Genomic DNA, 21580 nt, shown 5'->3' with positions numbered 1-21580 from the left:
CGATCCCTGAGGTTTCAAGTCAGCGCCTGACACAATCGTGACTTTGAGGGGGTGAATCGCCGCCTTAACAGGACAGATGTTGCACAATGGTCACAATTTCAGGTTCACGCGGAACTGACTTGCATCATTCCGCTTGGGGTGCCACGACTAACGCGGCGCCGAGATCACGAAGAATCTCGCACTTTGGGAGACGTCCATGCATCCAGTTCACCATGCAGCACAAACACCGGATAAGCCCGCCGTCATCATGTCCGGTTCTGGCGAGGCATTAAGCTATGCGGAGCTTAATGCGCGCTCTAATCAAGTTGCCCAATTGTTGCGCGGACAAGGGCTGAAGGCAGGCGACGCCATCGCGGTCCTCTTGGACAATTGCCCAGACTATTTTGAAATCGCGTGGGGTGCCCAGCGCGCGGGCCTTTATTTCACCTGTCTATCCACAAAACTGCAGGTCGATGAGATCGCCTACATCTTGACGGATTCTCACGCCAAAGTGCTGTTTGTTGGGGCAAATCTTTTGGCATTAGCCGAAGAAGCGCTCGGCAATGCAGGGGTGAAAATTCCTGTTCTGGTGATTGGTGGCGATCCAAAAGGGCACTCATCCTTTTCTGATGCGCGTGACGCCCAGCCAAAAGATCCAATTGCTGACGAAAGCGCTGGGGCCGACATGCTGTACTCGTCGGGTACCACGGGCCGGCCGAAGGGTATCAAAATTCCGCTAACCGGTGCGCCAATTGATACGCCCAATGCGCTGCAAATGATGGCGCAAGCGATTTATGGCATCTCAGCAGACAGTCAGTATCTCTCGCCCGCCCCTTTGTATCACGCAGCGCCTTTGCGCTGGTGCATGTCGGTTCACAAGATTGGTGGGACCGTCGTTGTGATGGAGAAATTTGAGCCCGAAACCTATTTGGCCACGGTAGAGCGTCACCGCATCACGGACAGCCAATTGGTACCGACCATGTTTGTGCGCATGCTGAAGCTAGATGAAGCGATCCGCAAAGCCTACGACCTCTCGTCGCTCAAAATGGCGGTTCATGCAGCGGCCCCCTGCCCGGTTGCAATCAAACAGCAAATGATGGACTGGTGGGGACCCATTATACATGAGTATTACGCAGGCACCGAGGGCAATGGCTTTTGCACCATTTCGCCGCACGACTGGCTGCGCAAAAAAGGCAGCGTCGGCAAAGCGCTTTTGGGTGAGCTTCGGATCGTTGGCGAAGATGGCGATGTTGTGCCTACTGGGGAGTCTGGCACCGTCTTTTTCGCCAATGGCCCGCAGTTCGAATATCACAACAGTCCCGAGAAAACCGCTGACAGCCGCAATGCTTTAGGCTGGTCGACTTTGGGCGACGTGGGCTATGTCGATGAGGAAGGCTTCTTATTCCTGACCGACCGCAAGGCCTTCATGATCATTTCTGGCGGGGTGAATATCTATCCGCAAGAAAGCGAAAATGTGCTGGTAACCCACCCCAAAGTTGCAGATGTTGCCGTTTTTGGCGTGCCGAATGAAGAATTTGGCGAAGAGGTCAAAGCCGTGATTCAGCCGATGGATATGGCTGATGCCGGCCCCGAATTAGAGGCTGAGCTGCTGGCGTTTTGCCGAGCTAGCATCAGCCACGTAAAGGCACCCCGCTCCATTGACTTTATGGTGGAATTGCCGCGTTATCCCACCGGTAAACTCTACAAGCGGTTGCTTCGCGACCGCTATTGGGCCGGTCGGGAGAGCAAACTTGTCTGAAGGTAAAAACCAAGCGCAGAAAGAACTCTGGAACACATTTGCGGGAGAACGCTGGACCAGACGGCAGGTCGATATTGACGCCATGCTGTCAGGCTTCACGCAAGCCTTAATGCAGGCTTCTGGCCTTGAAGGCAGCGCCTCTCAAAATGTTCTCGACGTCGGATGTGGCTCTGGTGAAACCTCCTTGATGATCGCAGATCTGGGCCACACGGTGACGGGGGTTGATATCTCAACCTCCTTGCTGGCGCTGGCCCAAAAGCGCGCGGGCGACCGCGCGGGCGTCAATTTCCTGGAAGCTGATGCGTCGGACGCTGTGTTCGACAGCCCGTTTGACCTATTGATCTCCCGCTTTGGTGTGATGTTCTTTGATGACCCGCACGCAGCCTTTACCCATATGGTTCAGCAACTGAAGCCCGGCGGTCGGGTCGTGTTTGTCTGTTGGCGGCCACCTGCAGAGAACGAATGGGTGACGATGCCGATGCAGGTTTTGGTCAGCGTGACCGAACCTCCTGCCCCGCCACCACCAGATGCGCCCAGTCCGTTTGCCTTTGCCAATCCAGAAAGAACGACAGCCATTTTGGAAGCGGCAGGCTTAACCGACATTAAGTTCACCCCGGTGGACGCAGCCATGCCGATGGGCTCAGCCAAAGGGGCCATTGAGACAGCCGATTACGTCATGGAAGTTGGTCCTGCCGCACTGCCAATAGCCCAATTGCCGCACGAGACTGTCGCCATGGTGCGGGAAAAAATGGAAACAGCGATCGAACCCCGCCTCAAAGATGGCTATCTCTCGCTCGGTGGCGCGATTTGGGTGGTTGAGGCGCGTAAGGCTTAGATATCGACGGTTTACGGCTTATCCCGATACTTATTGGTGATGGGATAGCGCCTGTCGCGGCCAAAGTTGCGCGTGCCAATCTTGACGCCCGGCGGCGCTTGGCGGCGTTTGTATTCGGCAACATAGAGCAGATTCTGGATGCGGTGCACCACCACCGGATCATGACCGCGTGCGATCACATCCTCAATCTCGGCCTCTTCTTCGACAAAGCCGTGCAGCATGTCGTCGAGTGCGGGATAAGGCGGCAGGCTGTCTTGATCGGTTTGGTTCTCGCGCAATTCCGCCGAGGGCGCTTTGTCGATAATGCGTTGGGGAATGACTTCGCCCGAAGCGCCAAGGCCGATGTGACAAACATGCGCATTTCGCCACCGCGACAGGGCGTAAACCTCCATTTTATAGAGGTCCTTCAAAGCATTATAGCCGCCACACATGTCACCATAAAGCGTTGCATAGCCGACCGCCATTTCGCTCTTATTCCCGGTCGTTAAAACCATATGGCCAAACTTATTGGACAGAGCCATCAGCAAGACAGCGCGGCTGCGGCTTTGTATATTTTCTTCGGCAACCCCAGTTTGGGTACCGGCGAACTGGCCGCTCAACATTTGCGCGAATGCCTCCACCGCCGGTTCAATCGAAATAACGTCATAGGGGATGGCCAAGCGGCGCGCGTTGTCTGCCGCATCATCGAGGCTTTCTTGACTGGTGAAGCGCGAGGGCATCATCACACAGCGCACGCGGTCTGGCCCCAAAGCATCGGCTGCAACCGCTGCACTCAAGCCGGAATCGATCCCGCCGGACAACCCCAGCAGAACACCTGGAAAGCCATTTTTATTGACGTAATCTCGAAGCGAAAGCACCATCGCGGCATAATCAGCCGCCTCACCTTCAACTTGGTCGAGTTGCTCTGCCTGCTTGCAAACCCAGCTATCGCCGCCCTTTTCCCAAAGAGCACTCGACTGGCTTTCCGAAAAGTTCGGGAGGGATTGCACACATGCCCCGCTCGCATCCAACGCAAAGCTACCGCCATCAAAACAGAGTTCATCCTGTCCACCAATTTGATTGACATAGATAAGCGGCAAAGCGGTTTCAGAAACTCTTGCGCGCGCGCTGGCCAAACGCTCTTGCTTGACTGGGCGGCGATAGGGCGAACCGTTGGGCACGATCAGAAGCTCAGCCCCCTGCTGCTTCAGGCTTTGGGTCACCCGGTCAAACCAGATGTCCTCGCAAATCGGAATACCGACCAAGACCCCTGCAATCTTCACCGGAGTCGGCAAAGGCCCGGCATTGAACACGCGCTTTTCGTCAAACACAGCATAATTGGGCAATTCGTGTTTGAACCGCAGATCGGCGACGCGCCCATCTGACAGGATCGCGACTGCATTATAGAGCCCATCCTCATTCCGCCACGGGGTGCCCATGATCACCGTAAGTTTGGTACCGGCTGTCAGCGCGGCCAATTCTTCCGTCGCTTCACGGCAATCCTTCACCGCAGCGGGCTTCAGCACGAGGTCTTCCGGCGGATAGCCAATCAAAAACAACTCAGTAAAAACAAGAACGTCCGCCCCAACGCTTAGGGCATGCCCCAAGCAGGTCTTGGCTTTGGCAAGATTACCCCAAATATCCCCAACAATCGGGTTCAGTTGGGCGGAGAGGATGTGCAGCTTCTGTTGGGTCTGGCTCATGTGCCTAAACTAACCCGATGCGCGGTTTGGTTCAAAGGTTTGCGCTGAGAATGGTTTCAATTTGAAGGGCCAAGTCCATTGCGGTGAGCGCATCTTGGTTGGACACCTCCGCATAAGGCGCAGAACAAGCAGCTACAAACTGAGCCAACATTTGGGCGACTGGGTCTGAATCTTGGGCCAAAAATGGCCTTGGATTTGGCCAATTAGCCCCATGCGTGACCACGCCGCGCACAAAATCGACGCTCATTTGCGCTTGCGCTTGCCCGGTATCCAACATCCATTGCGTGGTGCGAACACTCGCGGTCCGTGTCGCGCGCAAGCGGGCTTCCCCGCCGCCTTTGAATCGTACCCGCGCTTCAGCAGAATCAATTGCCGCACCGCGACCACCAAGCTTGGTGGCCCGCACCGAAACAGCGCGCGAGCCAAACAAGACGGCTGCCACATAAATATCTTGGATCATCAGATCGAGAATAACGGAAACATCGCTGACATGCTCCCGCGGGGGGGCTTCGCGCACCGCTTCAAAGCTGCGTAATCCAACCATGCTAGGTGTTAGGCCCAGCGCACCAATCATCGGCCCTTCACGGTGGCCGACTTGCAAAATCAAGTTTTTGGCGCGCGCCTCGGCCACCATCTGTTGCGCTTCGTCGCGCGAGGTCGCAATTGGACGCTCGACTAGGACATGGCATCCTTGAGCGAGGGCCTGAAGACTTAAACGACCGTGGGTCCCTGCAGGAGCCGCGATGATCACCGCGTCAGCCTGCTCAAGCAACGTCTCGAGTGACAAGGGCTCAATTCCAAACCGTGCGCATAAGCCTTCAGAGCGCCGCACATCTGGCTCATAGAGACCGAGGAGATTCGCCCCCGGCGTCACGCGTAGCGCAGCAGCATGCCGCTCCCCCGCGACACCAGCACCAATGAGTCCCACCTTCAACAAGCTCTTACCGGCTCCTTTAACCCTCATTGGGCACCCTTGATTGGGCCCCCATCATCGGGTCTGTCGTCCCTATTTGTCACAGTGGCTTCACGCATCTGTCACAAGCGCGTGGTGCTCAAGCATAAAACGCTTGCGTCCATCAATCGTGCGCCAGAAAAAACTTCAGCAAACCAGCGATTTCCCGGAAACATTTACAGCAGGCTCCAAATGCCTTTGCCTGGATGACTTGACCCGCCCCCAAAAAGACCGTCATTCCCATCCTAGAAGCGTACAAGAGTACCACCACATAACAGGGAGAAACACATGCCAGCAGTTACATCTAAAGAAGTGCGCCTGAAGTCGCGGCCAGAGGGTTCGCCAGTCGCTGAAAACTTCGAGATCGCGAGCGTCGAGAGCACAAGCCCAGCTGCAGGCTTTGTTCAAGTGAAGAACCACTGGATGAGCGTTGACCCTTATATGCGCGGCCGTATGTACGACCGCCCAAGCTATGTGCCGCCCTTCCAATTGGGCGAAGCGCTGCAAGGCCACGCGATTGGCGAAGTGATTGAGAGCGGCGATCCTGACTTTCAAGTAGGTGACATTGTCAGCCACATGCTGGGTTGGCGCGAATTTGTAACAGGCCCCAAAGTCCTATTCACCAAGATCGACACCCATGGCATCCCCTTGCAGGCCTTTTTGGGCGTGATGGGCATGCCCGGCATGACCGCTTATTGCGGTTTTCTTGAAATCGGCGCGCCAAAGCCCGGGGACACTGTTTTCGTCTCCGGCGCAGCAGGGGCTGTTGGCTCGCTCGTATGCCAGATCGCCAAGATCAAAGGCTGCAAGGTCGTGGCCTCTTGCGGTTCGGATGAAAAAGGCGAGTGGCTTAAATCTGTCGGCGTTGATGAAGTCGTCAATTATAAGAAGGTGCCGGATCTCTTGGCGGCGGTTCGTGCGGCTGCCCCCCAAGGCATCGATATCTATTTCGACAATGTCGGCGGTGAACATCTCGAAGTCGCCCTCGAAGTGGCCCGCCCCGGTGCCCGCTTTGCTGAATGCGGCATGATCAGCCAATATAATGCGACGGAACCTGTCCCGGGGCCCAGTAATTTGGTTTACATTGTTGGTAAGAGCCTAAAGATCCAAGGCTTCATCGTGTCCAACTATGCCAGCATGCAAGGCCAATTCTTGGCTGAAATGGGCGGATGGATCAAAGACGGTCAGATCAAGTGGGAAGAGACCGTGATGGATGGGATTGATAGAGCTCCAGCCGCCTTCATGGGTCTATTCAGTGGTGCGAATGCTGGCAAAATGTTGGTCAAACTCGCCTAAGCGGACGTCCAACGCCCGAAAAGCCAAGGCCAGTCTCGCATGTGTTCGCAGACTGGCCTGGCGCATTGCAATTCAAGGGTGACGAACGTCGTCTTGCCCTGTAGAAGCCGCGCTTCAATTTTCGACCCTGAATAGGAAACCACCCATGAGCCGCCTTTTCGACAATTATGTGATGGTTGACTGGTCGGCTGCGGCGAAACCTGCAACCGGTGCGGATTCCATCTGGATTGGGACGTTGCGGCGCGATGTGCGTCTCCAATTGCGTTTTGAGGCGCAAAACCCACCCACCCGCAAGGCGGCTTTCGAAGCGATTACCGGCCTACTGGCTGAGTTTGATAAGCGCGGCGACCGCACCTTGATCGGCTTTGACTTCCCCTTTGGCTATCCACAAGGGACTTCGGCTGCCCTGAAGTTTGAGGGCGCCCCTTGGCTGACAATGCAAGCTTTCTTGACCAAGGAAATCAAGGACAAGCCAGATAATGCGAATAATCGCTTCCAAGTGGCGGCCATGATGAACCGCCTGATTTCGGGTGGGCCATTCCCATTCTGGGGGTGTCCACCACGCGACGTTCTGACCACGCTGCAATCCAAAAAGACCCGCCCACATGGCCCAGGCGATGTGCCTGAGCATCGTTTAGCCGAACAAGCAGCAAAGGGCGCAAGCCCGCTATGGAAGCTTTACACGGCAGGCTCTGTAGGTTCGCAGGCTTTGATGGGGATCCCGGTCGTCAAAAAACTGCGTGACGCGCGCGCCGATGCGCGGATTTGGCCTTTTGAAACCGGCTACAAGCCTTTATCGCGTGAGGACCTCGACGGGGTTAAAATCGTGATGGCCGAAATCTATCCGTCTATCGTCAAGGCGACACCTGCCGTTGGCGAGGTGAAGGACTTGGCACAAGTGCGCGCGATAGCCGAACATTTCGCGGCCTTGGATGAGGCTGGAAAACTGGCCGCAGCCTTTGGCCCCGCTAAAGGCCTGACCGACGCGCAAATTGAGACGATTGAGCAAGAAGAAGGCTGGATCTTGGGCGTTTAGCCCCCCCAACCGGCTTTAGCGGCGCAGGACCCAGCCAATAACCGCACCACCGACGACGGATGCGCCGGCATAAAGGGTCCAGTGCGCGGGCTCGCCTTGGCTGAACAACGCAAAGATCGCGATTGGCAAAAGCGCAGCCGACGTGCCGAGCAGACCTAAAAAGGCCGTTGCCCCTGCCGTACGTAATTGCCGCTTGCCAAAAGTGCGCACGTAATCCTCCCATCCTGTGCCGAAACCGTACAGGTGGGTGAAAGACCGCAAGATTGAGACCAGCGCAAATGCCCCAGTCGCTATTTATGGGGATAAGGTCTCATCCGCTTGGGGATCGACTGCTTTTGCGGCCTCAGTTGAGGAGATCGGACCTAACACCAAAAGTCGAAGCACCAAAATGCCCGCTGAAACAATGCTGGCTAGGGCAACGGCCTCAACAAGACCGCGTGCGCCGCGTTCGAAATGAATACAAAACAGCCAGCCCAAGGGCGACATAACCAGCACATATGAGACAAAATGGCTCATTGTGGGAAACCAAGGCTTGCCAAGGGCGCGCAGGGCTTGGGCTGCCACGACTTGTAAGAAGTCGGGTACGGCCATCAACCAGACAAGCCCAACCAATACCGCGCCATAGGCCATCAGGCTCGGGTCGGTTGTAAATGCGCTCGCAATTGGTTTTGCGGCAACCCACGTTACCACGGAGAACAAAGCTGCATAAATTCCAGATAGGCCAAGGCCCATCCAAGCGATCTTGCGCGCACCTACCAGATCGCCTGCGCCACGCGCGTTAGAGGCGATCACAGCGGTTGCAGAGGCAATCCCCATGGCCGGCATAAAGCCAATCGACATGATATTCATCACAATGTTGAACGCCCCGACTTGGACGACACCGGCAAGGCCCGCAATAATGGTGAGGATGTTGAAGGAACCTGCCTCCAAAATCCCGCTTCCAGCAGCAGAAAGGCCGATGGAGACTTGTTCTTTCGCTTCACCTGGTGCGGCACGGGTGGTGAAGTCCAAGAAGCCAAATTGCTTGGCGTCCGGCATGTTCAACAGCCAGATCATTGCGCCTACGGCCAAAAACAGCCGCGCACCCAATGTACTCCAAGCAGCACCATCAGCGCCTTGTAGCGGGACGAGGTAAGAGGCCAAGGCCAAATTGACCACATTGGCCCCCGCCATCAAAGCAAGCGCAACCCGTGGCCGGGACAAGGCTTCTAAGGTTTTCGCGCACGTCAGATAGATCGCATTGGGAAGCAGGCTGAGGCCTAAGATCGCTGCGCACGAGGCAGCCCCCCTGGCCAGATCCGGCTGTTGACCCAAATGGTTAAGTGCCCACAGCGCGCCAAAGTGCAACACAATGGCTAGGATGAAGCCCATCCCGATGGAGGTGACAATGCCGCGCCGCCAAATCAAGCCAATGGAGCGCGGGTTATTCTCGCCATAGCGGCGCGCAGCCAACACTTGTACGCCCACTAACAGCCCGATGGTCGCGACCAGCGCCGTGCCATTCAGGCTCCACGCCAAAGCGAGTTCTGCCAGCTCTGTCGCAGAATGACGGCCAACCAGAATGGAATCGACCAAGCCCATCAACATGACAAGCACATTCGATCCCGCTACGGGTCCAGCTAATAAAAGGAGTTTTTTCAACAGCCCACCTTGCGGCAGAACTGCCGCGTCGGGGGCAGAAGTCATGGTTTACCGGCGTCCTGACACCATTTTCGAGCGCGCCCACTGACGGCACTCGTCGGCGACCTCGAAGGCAGAGCGAATTTGCGCTTCACCTGGCATTTGTGGATCAATATGGGTTGCAGCATCTACGGCTTGCTTAAACGCAATCTCGGCCGCGCCAATCTGGCCAGACCGCAAATAGGCCCAAGCCTCCACCAAGGATGGCGCGATTGGATCACGTGCCAAAAGCGTGAAAAACGGTTCGTCGGTTTCGGCCTTTGAATAGGCGTCAAACTGGCTTGGCTCGGTCTTGCTGCTCATGGGTGCTTCCTATGTGGTTGGGCGACCATAGCAAGCCGCCCAAGATAAGAAAGGGGGCCGATGTGGGAGAGATGCGAATTCTTGAGCGAATCCGCCATAGTGTTGCAGCGATGCCCGACCTGACCCTTGAAACAGCCTATGCCAAACAGTTACGTGTGCCGCTTGGGACGGTGTGCGGCATTGATGAAGCCGGACGCGGACCATGGGCCGGCCCCGTATCGGCGGCTGCGGTCATCCTCAACCCCAAACAACTGCCTAAGGGCATTGATGATTCTAAGCGCTTAACCCACGCCCAGCGCGAAGCCCTGCTCGATGTGATTCAAGACCAAGCCCTCGCCAGTTCCCTTGCGATGATCTCTGCGCAAGAAATTGATTCTACAAATATTCTAAAAGCTACTTTGAAGGCGATGGCGATGGCAGCTCAAGGGCTAAACCAAGTACCCAGTTTCGCGCTTGTGGATGGGAATCGGACACCAGACCTTATCTGCCCTGCGTTTTGCGTGGTCGGCGGCGATCATCTTTCGCTGTCCATCGCAGCCGCCTCCATTCTGGCTAAGGTCGCACGCGACCGCTTGATGGCCGAGGCGGACGATCTCTATCCGGGCTATGGCTTTGCCCAGCACAAGGGCTATGGCACCAAAGCCCATCAAGACGCTTTGGCGCGCTTAGGCCCCTCCCCGATCCACCGGCTCAGTTACAAGCCCGTCGCAAAAGTGCTGCAGTCCTTTCAGGATTAAACTTCTGCAATGTGGCGACAGCGTCAGACGGAATAGCGCCCATCGCTACGTTTCTCATCTCGACGGGACCCAACCGATGGAGATGTAACATGAAACCTATTCCAAGCTTGCTTACGGCTGCCGCTGCCCTCGTCCTACTGGCCGGTGCCAGTGCCCCTGCCTTTGCCAAGGATCGCGACAATAATCCCCCCGGTCGCGCCGGCGGTTCCGGCACAAATTGGGAAAACCCACCAGGCCCGCGCGGTGGCCCGGGCACGTCGCCGGATCGCTACTACCGTCACAAAGGCATACGCTATGCCTTCGCGCCGCATAATCATGGCTATTATTACAATGCCCATTTTGGCTATTGGCACCCGACTTTTGGGTTCTGGAACCAAAAGTCCCGCTGCTGGCTCGACAATGACAACAATCCGCCAGGCCCTGTCGGCGGTCGCGGTACAAATTGGGAAAACCCACCAGGTATCCGTGGTGGCCCAGGTGCCTCGCCTGACCGCTATGGCAAATGCCGCTAGTTTAGGACGTGGCTATCAAATTGGCCCGTCTTAACAAGGGGTCGCGCAAGCCCTGAATCGACCCCCGAGCGCCGCCCTCTGAGCACCCCCTTCAGAGGGCGGCCAAATCGGAAAAAACTTTTACTGCAGTATTGCAGAAAAAAAGAATCACTCTGTCACTTTGTGAATCCTTTTTTAACCCTAATAGATTCAATTGGCCCCGCACACAGAAGGGGCATAACATGTCAGCAGATTATGAAAACCGCATTTTGATTGGCGATTGCATTGAGCTCATGAACAGCCTGCCTGAAGGCTCTGTTGATATGATTTTTGCCGACCCTCCGTACAATCTTCAATTGGGCGGCGATCTTACGCGTCCTGACAATTCAAAAGTTGCTGGCGTTGATGATGAGTGGGACAAGTTTGCCGATTTTGCCACTTATGACGCCTTTACGCGGGCGTGGTTGGCGGCTGCACGACGCTGCTTGTCCGACACAGGCACCATTTGGGTAATTGGCTCCTACCACAATATTTTCCGCGTTGGTGCGACTTTGCAAGACCAAGGCTTCTGGATCTTGAATGACGTCATTTGGCGCAAGACTAACCCGATGCCAAACTTCAAAGGCACGCGTTTCCAGAACGCACATGAGACGATGATTTGGGCAACCAAATCCGCCAATCAAAAGCGTTACACCTTTAATTATGACGCGCTTAAGGTCCTTAATGACGATCTGCAAATGCGCTCTGATTGGTCCATCCCCATTTGTTCAGGCCATGAGCGCTTGAAGGACATAACCGGCAAGAAAGTACATCCTACTCAAAAGCCAGAGGCCCTACTCCATCGCATCATGATGGCCGCCAGCAAACCCGGTGACCTGATCTTGGACCCATTCTTCGGCTCGGGCACCACCGGAGCAGTTGCCAAAGCTTTGGGTCGCCGTTGGATCGGCTTGGAGCGTGATACCGGCTATGCTTTGGCTGCAGAGCAGCGCATTTCGCGGGTAGAGCCCGGTCACCTCGACGATCTCGCCGTTATGAAATCGAAAAAGGACGAGGTTCGCGTACCCTTTGGTACCATCGTGGAGCAAGGTTTGTTGCGCGCTGGTGACGCCATTTACTCCCCACGTGGCGATGTGGCGGCACGGGTCCGCGCCGATGGCTCGATCATGGCAGGTGAAATGGTCGGTTCCATCCACCGCGTTGGGGCACAAGTTCAACACGCTCCTGCTTGCAATGGCTGGACCTATTGGCACTTGCGTACCGATTCAGGCCTTGTTCCAATTGACACCCTGCGCCGAGAAGTCCGCGCGCGCATGGCGGCTTAAAACCGCCAAAGCCCCCAAAAAGCCGTGACGGGCCGCGTCAAAGCGGCCCGTTTGCGCGCAATTGCTTAATCCGTTTTAGCGCAATGATAACCTCAGGGTCGTATACGACAGGTAATGAACCTTCGTACTGTGACCCCTCGTGCATTCAATCTGACAGCCAGCCTGACGGTTGCGGTCGCTGCTTTTCTGGCACCGATCGCGCTTCTGCTTGTCTTGTTTTTGCAAGAACAGCAGAAGGCCATCGACTTTGCTCAAAAGGAAATTCGCGGCGTTGAAATGGCAAAAGCCATTAACGAAGCCGATATAAGCCTTGGTCAAGCGATGTTTCAGACCGAAACAAGCGGTGCGCTAACCTCGCAACTTTTTACGTCGGTATCTGACCTCAAGCGAACCCAAGGGCGCTATGGCACAGCTTTTTCTACGGATTCCACGGTAGAACAAGTCTCCGACGATTTACTCGAGATCGCAGCAAGCGGACGAGCTGAGATTGGTGCGGTGAACACCATTCGCTCAAAACTGCGGACGCTGACCAGTCAAGTTGGGGATGCTTCAAACCTGATCTTGGATCCAGAGCTTGATTCCTATTATCTAATGGATTTGCTGATCGTTCGCTTTCCAGAGACCCAAGCTATACTTGATGCAAAAGCCGCTGCGATGGGCTATTTCCGCAGCGAAGACAAATCCGACGTTACAACTGACGGCAACGAGTTATTGCGACTGAGCGGTGGCTACCGTGTGGCGATCAGCCAACTGGAAGATTCTGCTTCCTCTGCCTTACGCCACTCGCAGCGTGCAGAGCGCCTTGGCATTTTCCAGAATGAATTTGCCGAAGGTATCCGTGCGCTAGACCGTCTAGATACCTACACCCGCCGACTTTTGGGTGGCAGCGAGATATTTGAGCCAAAAGTCGCTGCCTCACTGGAGTGGCAAGCGCGCAAGCAGTTTCATGACGTCAGTCTCATTGTCGCGAACGAGCTGACCCATCTTTTGGAAGAACGCATCGACCGCCTGGAAACGGCGCGCAACCAATCTCTGTTGGCGACATCCATCCTATTTGCGGTGGCACTTGTCTTTGTGTTCGCCTTCTTACGCTTCCGCGTGACGAAACCATTGACCCTTCTCACCCAAGTCGCCGAACGCTTTGTCGCGGGCGATCTGAGCGAGAAAACACCGTTACAAGAGCGTGCGGATGAGGTGGGCGCCCTCGCCCGTGCATTTGAGCGTTTGCGTATTGATGCTGCGGGACGGCTTGAAGCCGAAGCCGAGCGGGCAAGTGCTGTTGCGGCAAACAAGGCGAAGTCGGCATTCTTGGCCATCATGAGCCACGAGTTGCGCACGCCACTCAATGCCGTCATCGGATATGCTGAAATCCTCGAAGAAGACCTTCAAGGGGCAAACCAGGTGCAAAGTAGGGCTGATGCCGAGCGGATTAAAGGTGCCGGGAAGCATTTGTTGAGCGTGATCAATCAGATCTTGGATCTGTCAAAGATTGAAGCTGGTTCTATGGAAACCGAAGCAATCGCCTATTCACCTGCGGCCATTTTACAGGAGGTCGCCGATACCATTCGGCCAATCCTCGAAAACAATGGCAATGTGTTGGCCATTCAAGCTGCCCCGATAACCCAAGCCTTTGGTGACCCCATGCGGTTGCGCCAATGTCTGTTTAATCTGGCATCCAACGCAGCGAAGTTCACGTCCAATGGCGTTGTCACCCTCGAGCTCAAGCAGCGCGGGGATCATTTGTTGTTCCAAGTGAAGGACAATGGGATTGGGATGACCGCCGAACAGGTGACGCGCATTTTTGATCCGTTTGTGCAGGCCGATGATTCCACCACCCGCAAATTTGGCGGTACAGGTCTTGGCTTGGCCATCACCCGCAAACTCGCGCGCTTGATGGGCGGCGATGTGACAGTTAGCAGCGAGACTGACGTCGGCTCGATGTTTGAATTGACAATCCTGCATTATGATGATGCCCATCGCGCGGCGGAACCAATCTTTCAGCAAGAAACCCAACCAAAGAACGCTTCCCTCGCGGCCTAAACAGTCAAGCCGATTTGAGGCTATCGAAGGCCGATGCGATGATCTTCTGCATCAAACTGGGTATGGCCGCTGCGTCCAATTCATCTAATGCCAGATGGTGATAACCCTCCAAGCTTTGGACAAGCCGGTGGCGGACCGCAAAGACCTGCATTCGTAAGTCAAAGTGGGTGAAGACGTGGCGAATAGGCGCACACTCAGTCCAGTGAGCTTCCCGATGAAGGTCGGCAATCACGATTTCGGATGCTTCGTAAGGCGTATCGCGCCAAGCTAAGCTTGGCACTTCCAGCATGCCGCCCAACAGACCTTCAGTCGGCCTGCGCCGAACCAGAATGCCTTTAGGATCTTGATGCACAAAGGCCACGCCGAAGCGCACAGGCTTTGGCTTTTTCGCTTGCTTCTTGGGATAGTCCGCCGCAACACCCTGTGCGAACCCGGCACAGCGCCCGGCCCAAGGACAAAGCCCGCAAGCAGGGTTGCGCGGGGTGCAAATTGTGGCCCCTAAATCCATCATGGCTTGGGCGAAGTCGCCGGGTCTGTGGGTGTCCTCTAGCTTTGAAGCAGCATCGCGAAAAACAGGCTTGCCAGCGGGCAAAGCCGCGTCAATCAGCCAAAGGCGAGACAACACACGCTCAACATTCCCGTCGACGGGAACATGGGGCAGGTCAAAGGCAATGGCCGCGACCGCCGCCGCTGTATAAGGGCCAATGCCCTTGACCATCAGCAAGCCAGTCAGAGAAGCCGGAAACCCGCCCAAGGATGCGACCTCTTGAGCGCCTGCGTGCAGATTGCGCGCACGAGCGTAATAACCCAACCCAGCCCACAGCCCTAAAACATCGTCCAACGGCGCAGCGGCCAAATCTTCCAAGCGTGGATAGCGGGCCAAAAAGGCCGCGAAATAAGGCTTTACCGTCACAACCCCGGTCTGCTGCAACATGATTTCCGAGAGCCATACATGATAGGGGTCAGGACGTCGGCCCGCTTTGCCTTCGGCTGGCGACACGCGCCACGGGAGGCGACGTGCGTGGACATCATACCAAGCCAACAATTGGTGCCTTAGGTCTGCAAATGTTTCTGGGGCAGATGCGCGCATTTTCAGTCCCTAGCTGCTTCGCCGATCAAATACATCAGGGCCTCGCAGATCGGCATTGAATAGGGTAAGCTTCAGTGATGGCTGACCCATTCTCTCCTGATCGCGATGAGCTAGGCTTTGACCCGCAGTTAGAGGTTGCGGCCACAGCTTGGCTGTCACAACGGCGCGGCAAGCCAGTTTGGGCAGGTCCTCCCCCTGTGGCACGCCTGATTGCTAATTTAGTGCCGCAAGATCAACGCAAAGCCGGCATGACCGCCCGTGAGCTGCAGGGCCGCTGGGCAGAGATTGTGGGCGATAAGATTGCGACCATTTGCCAGCCCGATCAAATCAAGGGCGAAACACTCGTCTTAAAAGTTGTGGCTGCCGCAGCGCCTTTGCTTTCCATGCGATCCAACGAGATAGTCGGGCTTGTTCGGCTCGCCGGGGCCAGTAAGATCAAGAAGTTGTCGTTGGTTCGCGCGCCTCTAAAGCAAGCAGTGAAAGCACAGGCTTCGACAACAAAACGAAAATTGAACGCCACTGAGCAGCGAAAACTGGATGAACAGCTTGAACAGGTGACACAACCAAGCTTGAAAGCAGCCTTGACTCGGTTGGCCGAAGCCACCGCATCTATCGACTAAGGGATGACCTTGCCCGATAAAGGCACATAGGATGACAAAGCGGCCTCGCCTCCACGCGATGCAGGCGCAATAGGAGTGACCAGATGTCTATTCAGTTCCGCAATTTTGGTTTTGTAGCCAAACTCGCCGTCGTTGCCACTGCCTTGGCTTTGAGCGCTTGTGGCCCTTCGACAGGCGGCAAGTCTGGAGGTGCACCCAGCAGCGCGCTTGAGAATGCCACCGATTTTCCGATGGGCTCCAAGGATGCCAAAGTGGTGATGATTGAATATGCGTCGATCACGTGCCCACATTGCGCGAATTTCCACACAAATGTGTTGCCCACAATCAAAGAAAAATACATCACGCCCGGCAAGGTGCGTTATGTGTTCCGCGAATTCCCGACCATGCCAGTCGAACTGGCAACCGCTGGCCATTTGTTGGCGCGTTGTGCGGGTGGTGAAAAGCGCGACCAAGTCATCGATGCCCTGATGCGTGGGCAAAGTGAACTCGTCACGCAAGCCCAAGGCCCTTCAGGTGCCAAGCAAGCCCTGTTGAACGTCGCAGTTTCTGTCGGGATGAATGAAGCCCAATTTGATGCGTGTATGGCCAATCAGGATCAACTCAAGATCTTGGTGGAAGTGCAAGAAGGCGGCGTCAAAGCAGGCGTACAGGGCACCCCATCCATCTTTATCAATGGCGAGAAGTTCGAGGGGCCAGGCGGCCGTGAAATGACTGCTGACGATGTCAGCAAGGCCCTTGATGCGGCTTTGGCCAAAGCAAAATAAGGTCATACGCTGTTGCTTCAACGCCGCCCGTTGCTAGATTTTCGTCGTGCTATCCCTTGGCATGTACGGGCGGCTGCTTGCCTGATGGCAGGTCTTGTTGCGCTGACGGCAGCAGGCGGTTTTGCTTCGGCCAAGGAAAAGCCAAAAGCGCCGGTGACTGCAACCAAGTCGCCTGCCGTTTCGGCGCCAGTTGCGGATTGGCCTTTGGGTTCAGAACGGGCGCGGGTGACCCTTCTTGAATATGGCAGCCTGACCTGTTCCCATTGCGCAGACTTCAACAATCAGGTCTTGCCAAGCATAAAGGCAAAATATGTGGACACAGGGCGTGTGCGCTATGTGTTTCGTGCCTTCCCAACCCCGCCAATGGGCCTGTCCTATCCCATGCATAGTCTGGCACGATGTGCGGGGCCTAAAGGCTATCACCGCGTAGTGGACGCCTTCTTCCAAAAGCAACGCCAAATCTTTGATGCTGCCCAGCAAGGAACCGGCGCGAAGGAGGCGGTCTATGCGGTCTTCACAGAAGCAAGCGGCATGAATGCAGCCCAAGCAGATATCTGTTTGCGCACCCAATCTTTTGCCGAAGCCGTCAATCAGCAATCCTTGAAGGGCGAAGAGATGGGGGTTGAGGGCACGCCAACTCTCTTCATTCAAACGGCTAAGGGCGTCACGCTCGTGGCTGCGCCCTATGACGTGGAAAGCGTGAGCCGCGCTTTAGATGAAGCCATTGCCACTCTGCCACCACCAAAAGCTGCCGGTCCTGCAAAAGCAAAACCCAAGACACCGACCAAGACCAAATCCAAGGCTAAAAAGCCATGAGGGTAACCGATCTGCGCGTGGTCGGGTTCAAGTCCTTTGTGGACCCCGTCCATTTGAAGATTGAACCGGGCTTGACCGGCATTGTTGGACCGAATGGCTGCGGCAAATCCAATATTCTTGAATCGCTTCGTTGGGTGATGGGCGCAACCTCGGCCCGAGCGCTGCGCGGCGGCGAAATGGACGATGTCATTTTCGCGGGCACCGATAAACGTCCAGCCCGCGACATTGCCGAAGTTGTCATTAGTCTGGATAATCGCGAAGGCCGCGCCCCTGCCCCATTTGATCAAGACCCGGTGCTGGAAGTTTCGCGGAAAATCCGCCGCGCAGCGGGCTCAAACTTCAAGATCAATGGCAAGGAGGTGCGCGCACGCGATGTCCAGCTTCTGTTTGCTGACGCTTCGACTGGGGCAAATTCACCGGCTTTGGTTCGGCAAAATCAAGTCAGCGAATTGATCAATGCCAAGCCCGAAAATCGCCGTCGCATTCTCGAAGAAGCTGCGGGCATTTCTGGCCTTTATACGCGCCGTCATGAAGCCGAACTCAAACTACGCGGCGCGCAGACGAATTTGGAGCGGCTCGACGATGTGATCCAAGCGATGCAGGACCAATTGAATGGTCTACGTCGTCAAGCGCGCCAAGCTACGAAATATCGCGCCGTTGCCGAAGAAATCCGCACGTTGGAAACATTCCTGTTCGCGCAGCGCTATAATGAGGCCCAGTCTGCCCTCGCCCAAGCGCAAGAAAATCAGCGCAAAGCGGAGCAAGAGCTGGCCGATGCAACTTTGGCTGCCAATAAAGCTGCGGCGGCAGCAGAAAACTCAGACGAGAGCCTAGGCGGTCTGCGCGAAGAACAAGCGGTCGCAGAAGCCATCCTTCGTCGACTGGAGGGGCAACGGATCGCCTGCGAGCGTGATCTTCAAAGTGCGCGGGATGCCTTGAATGCCGCAGAAGCCGATATGATTCGTATCCGGAATGACAAGGCGCGCGAACAAACCCTGTTTGAAGATGCGACCCAAAATCTCCAACTGGTATCGGAGGCTTTGGCAAACCTGCCTGATCGTAGCGCTTTGGATGGCGAGATCGAGCAGGCAAAGACCGCCACGTCTCAAGCCAATGAGCTGCGCGAAGCGGCGGAAGCTGCTTTGACTACAGCTATTTCCCAGCGCGCCGCAGCAGTCGCAGAACGCAATGCGCAGTCGCGCGCCTATGAGGATGCCAAAGCGCAATTGCGCCGTCGGCAAGAAGCGCTTGCCCGCATTGAAGCCGACGTGGCCCGCCTCAAGCTGGCCCTGCCGAATGATGATGTGCTCGCCATTGCGCGCAAGGAAGCAGAAGCCATCGGCGACGCTGCCAATACAGCCGCTGAGCGTGCAGACCAAAGCGAGAAAGAAGCCGAAGAGGCTGCCGCTCAAGAGACAGAAGCCCGCGAAGCCGCCCGTCAAGCGCAAAACCAGCTCGACCGCCTGATGTCAGAGCTCAAAGCCCTCGAGGCCATGACGAAAAAGCCTGTCGCAGGGTCTTGGGCCAAAGTTCTCGACACCATTCGTCCTCAGGCGGGCTATGAGCGCGCAGTGGCAGCGGCCTTTGGCGATGAATTGCAGGCAGCCCTTGACGCAAAGGCGCCATCCGCTTGGACGGGCCAAGAGGTGCGCAGCTTTGATTGGCCCAAAGAGGTCACGGCCTTGACGGACTTCATCACGCAAGTTCCCGTTCAGTTGGAAGCTCGCCTTGCTGGGATTGGATTGATTGATAGCGCTTTGTTTGATCGCCTGACGGACTTGCCGACTGGTGGCCGCCTTGTGACTATGGAAGGCGACATGCGGCGCTGGGATGGGTTTGTTCGGCGCAAGGATGCGGTTTCATCCGCGGCGGTAGAACTTGAACAACGAAACCGCTTGGAATCCTTGCAAGGCCAAGTACCGGCAGCCCAAGATACCGCGCAAGGCCTCGCCAAAGCGGCGGCTGAAGCACGCGCTAAGGCTGATCAAAAACGAGCTCAAGCCCGCCACGCTCGCGCCGAAGCGCCCCGCGCCTTTGCAGCCGTTGCTGGGGCACGCGACCGGATCGCCCGTCTCGAAGCCGACTTTGCCCGAGCACGCGCGAGCTTTGAACAAGCTGAGATTAGCGCCGCCGCTGCAGCAGAAGAATTGAATCAAGCGAGCTTGCTAGTCGATGTCGCCGCTGACTTGCTGGCAGCTTTGCCCCCTGAAGCCGACACGAGCCAGTTGAATGAGATGCAGGGCCAAGCACAAGCCGCGCGCGCCGGGGCAAACCAAGCCCAAGCCAGCTTGAACCAAATTCTATCCCGCGCAGGGGCCCGTGACAGCCAAGAAGCTAACCTAAAGCGCGACTTGGGGTCTTGGCAGACCCGCTTGAAGGCCGCTGAAGCGCGCCTGCTGGAACTGGATCAAGAAAGCGCCAAGGCGATGGCGCGCAAACAGGCCGCCACGGACGCGCCAGTTGACATTGAAAAGCGCCAACGCGAACTCTTGAGCCAGGTCCCCGCTGCCCAAGCCCGCAAAGCCAAAGCCGATGACGCGCTGAGCCAAACCGAGTCCAATATCCGTAGCCTGCGCGATCAAGACAGGATGGCCAGCCAAGCTTTGTCAGCCGCACGAGAAGCCCGCGCCGCCGCTACCATCCGGACCGAGGCCACTACCGAACGTCTGGCTGAACTGAGTGACGAGATCCGCCGCGCCCTACAAATGGACCCAGCCGATTGCGAACGTCGCGCGCGGGCCGCCTTGGGCGAAGCATTTGATCAAACCACGATCCAAGCGACCGAGCAACGGCTTGCGAAGCTGCTTTATGACCGGGAGGCCATTGGCGGCGTCAACCTGCGGGCCGACGAAGAAGTGGCTGAACAAGAAGCCCGCTTAACGGCTCTCGTGGCCGATAAGGACGATCTGACGTCTGCGATTGCCAAGCTGCGCGGTGGCGTCGACCAGATTAATGAAGAGGGCAAGGAGCGCCTTGTTGCCGCTTTTGACACGGTGCATGGCCATTTCCGGGTCTTGTTTGAAGCCTTGTTTGACGGTGGCACAGCTGAATTGCGCCTAACCGAAAGCGATGATCCACTGGGCGGTGGCTTAGAGGTCTATGCCTGCCCGCCTGGAAAGAAGTTGCAAAGTCTGACTCTGATGAGTGGCGGTGAACAGGCGCTGACGGCTTCAGCCCTGATTTTTGCGGTTTTCCTATCCAACCCAGCGCCAATCTGCGTCCTAGACGAAGTCGATGCGCCTTTGGATGATTCCAACGTCGACCGTTATTGCCGCTTGTTGAATGAGATGCGTCAGCGAACCGAAACCCGCTTTATTGTCATTACCCACCACCCCATCACCATGGCCCGTATGGACCGCTTGTTTGGCGTCACGATGGCTGAGCGCGGCGTGTCGCAATTGGTGAGTGTCGATTTGAGTCGCGCAGAAGCCCTGATCTCCGCCGAGTGAGCCAGTGGCGAGGGGTGTCAGCCCCAATCGATTGCACAACTTTCGTGCACACACCTCACAAATTTGTGACTGTTCTGCAACAAGTTTGACTCAAAGTCGTTCCTAAACCGAATCTCGTGCGAAATTTCGGACATTTGGATGTTCCCCGCCTTGTCATAACAATTCAGTGAGATATCGACGGAAAGTCAGTGTTTTTACAAATCTGACTTCGAGAAGTCACAATTAAGGATAAAACATCCATGAAGAAAACGACTAACCTGAGCGGCGCAAGCTTGCTGGCCCTTTCGGTCGCATCCGCGCTGATCGTAGCAGCTCCCCAGTTCGCCTTTGCCCAAGCGGCACCTGCTGCGGCTGACGAGCCCTCCGCAGAAGTGATCATTGTTACGGGTACACGCCGCGTGTCGCGCTCCGCTGCTGACACCCCTGCCCCGGTCGACATCATCGGCGGTGCCGAAATTGCCAAGCAAGGTGAATCCGACACGTCCAACCTGATCCGCAACTTGGTTCCGTCCTTCAACGTGAACACCCAAGCGATCAACGACGCTTCCTCGATCGTCCGTCCAGTCAATTTGCGCGGCTTGGCACCTGACCAAACCTTGGTGCTGGTCAATGGTAAGCGCCGTCACCGCGCAGCCGTCATCAACTTCTTGGGCGGTGGTGTATCTGACGGTGCACAAGGTCCAGATATTTCCTCGATCCCCAGCATTGCTCTGAAGCAAGTTGAAG

The 21580-nt window shown here is 56.2% G+C and carries 19 protein-coding genes; 13 read left to right on the top strand and 6 right to left on the bottom strand.

Annotated features, from left to right (window positions below):
• Positions 1-196 precede the first annotated feature (196 nt).
• Both ACOVRA_RS16765 and ACOVRA_RS16760 read left to right on the top strand, forming a co-directional pair.
• On the top strand, positions 197-1738 hold the full coding sequence (locus ACOVRA_RS16765) for an acyl-CoA synthetase (protein WP_421721285.1): 1542 nt from the start codon (positions 197-199) through the stop codon (positions 1736-1738).
• Entirely contained in the window at positions 1731-2573 is an 843-nt protein-coding gene (locus tag ACOVRA_RS16760; protein WP_421721284.1) for a class I SAM-dependent methyltransferase, read from the top strand. Before ACOVRA_RS16765 ends, ACOVRA_RS16760 begins: the two co-directional genes overlap by 8 nt.
• A gap of 11 nt (positions 2574-2584) precedes the next feature.
• Here ACOVRA_RS16760 and ACOVRA_RS16755 read toward each other — a convergent pair whose 3' ends face one another.
• Positions 2585-4255: an NAD+ synthase gene (locus ACOVRA_RS16755; protein WP_421721283.1), complete on the bottom strand. Its 1671-nt coding sequence runs from the start codon at positions 4253-4255 to the stop codon at positions 2585-2587.
• Positions 4256-4286: 31 nt separating this feature from the next.
• A complete protein-coding gene (locus ACOVRA_RS16750) occupies positions 4287-5183 on the bottom strand; it encodes a Gfo/Idh/MocA family protein (protein WP_421721321.1) in 897 nt (298 codons plus the stop codon).
• 312 nt (positions 5184-5495) lie between these two features.
• Here ACOVRA_RS16750 and ACOVRA_RS16745 point away from each other — a divergent pair, with 312 nt between their 5' ends.
• Together ACOVRA_RS16745 and ACOVRA_RS16740 are read left to right on the top strand one after the other, a co-directional pair.
• A complete protein-coding gene (locus ACOVRA_RS16745; protein WP_421721282.1) occupies positions 5496-6503 on the top strand; it encodes an NADP-dependent oxidoreductase in 1008 nt (335 codons plus the stop codon).
• Between the two features lie 145 nt (positions 6504-6648).
• The gene (locus tag ACOVRA_RS16740; RefSeq protein WP_421721281.1) at positions 6649-7539 is read left to right on the top strand and encodes a cobalamin biosynthesis protein CbiG; all 891 of its coding nucleotides are present in this window, start codon (positions 6649-6651) and stop codon (positions 7537-7539) included.
• Between the two features lie 15 nt (positions 7540-7554).
• Here the strand turns inward: ACOVRA_RS16740 and ACOVRA_RS16735 are convergent, their stop codons facing one another.
• The 3 genes from ACOVRA_RS16735 to ACOVRA_RS16725 all read right to left on the bottom strand — a co-directional run bounded on the left by ACOVRA_RS16735 (position 7555) and on the right by ACOVRA_RS16725 (position 9522).
• On the bottom strand, positions 7555-7749 hold the full coding sequence (locus ACOVRA_RS16735) for a hypothetical protein (protein ID WP_298230904.1): 195 nt from the start codon (positions 7747-7749) through the stop codon (positions 7555-7557).
• 84 nt (positions 7750-7833) lie between these two features.
• Positions 7834-9225, bottom strand: a complete 1392-nt coding sequence (locus ACOVRA_RS16730; protein WP_421721280.1) for an MATE family efflux transporter — start codon at positions 9223-9225, stop codon at positions 7834-7836.
• A 3-nt stretch (positions 9226-9228) separates the two neighbouring features.
• Positions 9229-9522, bottom strand: a complete 294-nt coding sequence (locus ACOVRA_RS16725; protein ID WP_290802507.1) for a hypothetical protein — start codon at positions 9520-9522, stop codon at positions 9229-9231.
• A 71-nt stretch (positions 9523-9593) separates the two neighbouring features.
• Here ACOVRA_RS16725 and ACOVRA_RS16720 point away from each other — a divergent pair, with 71 nt between their 5' ends.
• From ACOVRA_RS16720 to ACOVRA_RS16705, 4 genes are all read left to right on the top strand, one after another.
• Positions 9594-10259, top strand: coding sequence for a ribonuclease HII (locus tag ACOVRA_RS16720; protein WP_421721320.1), 666 nt, complete (start codon positions 9594-9596; stop codon positions 10257-10259).
• A gap of 89 nt (positions 10260-10348) precedes the next feature.
• Positions 10349-10771 carry a hypothetical protein gene (locus tag ACOVRA_RS16715; RefSeq protein WP_421721279.1) on the top strand — a complete coding sequence of 141 codons (423 nt, stop codon included), beginning with the start codon at positions 10349-10351 and terminating at the stop codon, positions 10769-10771.
• Positions 10772-10992: 221 nt separating this feature from the next.
• Positions 10993-12075 carry a site-specific DNA-methyltransferase gene (locus tag ACOVRA_RS16710; protein WP_421721278.1) on the top strand — a complete coding sequence of 361 codons (1083 nt, stop codon included), beginning with the start codon at positions 10993-10995 and terminating at the stop codon, positions 12073-12075.
• A gap of 114 nt (positions 12076-12189) precedes the next feature.
• Positions 12190-14115, top strand: coding sequence for an ATP-binding protein (locus ACOVRA_RS16705; protein ID WP_421721277.1), 1926 nt, complete (start codon positions 12190-12192; stop codon positions 14113-14115).
• A gap of 4 nt (positions 14116-14119) precedes the next feature.
• Here the strand turns inward: ACOVRA_RS16705 and ACOVRA_RS16700 are convergent, their stop codons facing one another.
• A complete protein-coding gene (locus ACOVRA_RS16700; protein ID WP_421721276.1) occupies positions 14120-15205 on the bottom strand; it encodes an A/G-specific adenine glycosylase in 1086 nt (361 codons plus the stop codon).
• Between the two features lie 77 nt (positions 15206-15282).
• Between ACOVRA_RS16700 and ACOVRA_RS16695 the strand changes: the two genes are divergently transcribed.
• The 5 genes from ACOVRA_RS16695 to ACOVRA_RS16675 all read left to right on the top strand — a co-directional run.
• Complete coding sequence (locus ACOVRA_RS16695; protein WP_290808565.1) at positions 15283-15825, top strand: DciA family protein; 543 nt, start codon at positions 15283-15285, stop codon at positions 15823-15825.
• Positions 15826-15908: 83 nt separating this feature from the next.
• Entirely contained in the window at positions 15909-16589 is a 681-nt protein-coding gene (locus ACOVRA_RS16690; protein ID WP_421721275.1) for a DsbA family protein, read from the top strand.
• An 84-nt stretch (positions 16590-16673) separates the two neighbouring features.
• Entirely contained in the window at positions 16674-17405 is a 732-nt protein-coding gene (locus tag ACOVRA_RS16685) for a thioredoxin domain-containing protein (protein WP_421721274.1), read from the top strand.
• Complete coding sequence (smc, locus tag ACOVRA_RS16680; RefSeq protein ID WP_421721273.1) at positions 17402-20854, top strand: chromosome segregation protein SMC; 3453 nt, start codon at positions 17402-17404, stop codon at positions 20852-20854. The genes ACOVRA_RS16685 and smc overlap by 4 nt, the downstream gene beginning before the upstream one ends.
• A gap of 239 nt (positions 20855-21093) precedes the next feature.
• The coding region (locus tag ACOVRA_RS16675; protein WP_421721272.1) for a TonB-dependent receptor plug domain-containing protein at positions 21094-21580 on the top strand (487 nt) is incomplete at its 3' end.

Source organism: Aquidulcibacter sp. (genome assembly GCF_049239865.1).
Lineage (GTDB): Bacteria > Pseudomonadota > Alphaproteobacteria > Caulobacterales > Aquidulcibacteraceae > Aquidulcibacter.
Note: the sequence above shows the minus strand (reverse complement) of the source record. Positions and strands in the feature narration are given on the sequence as shown.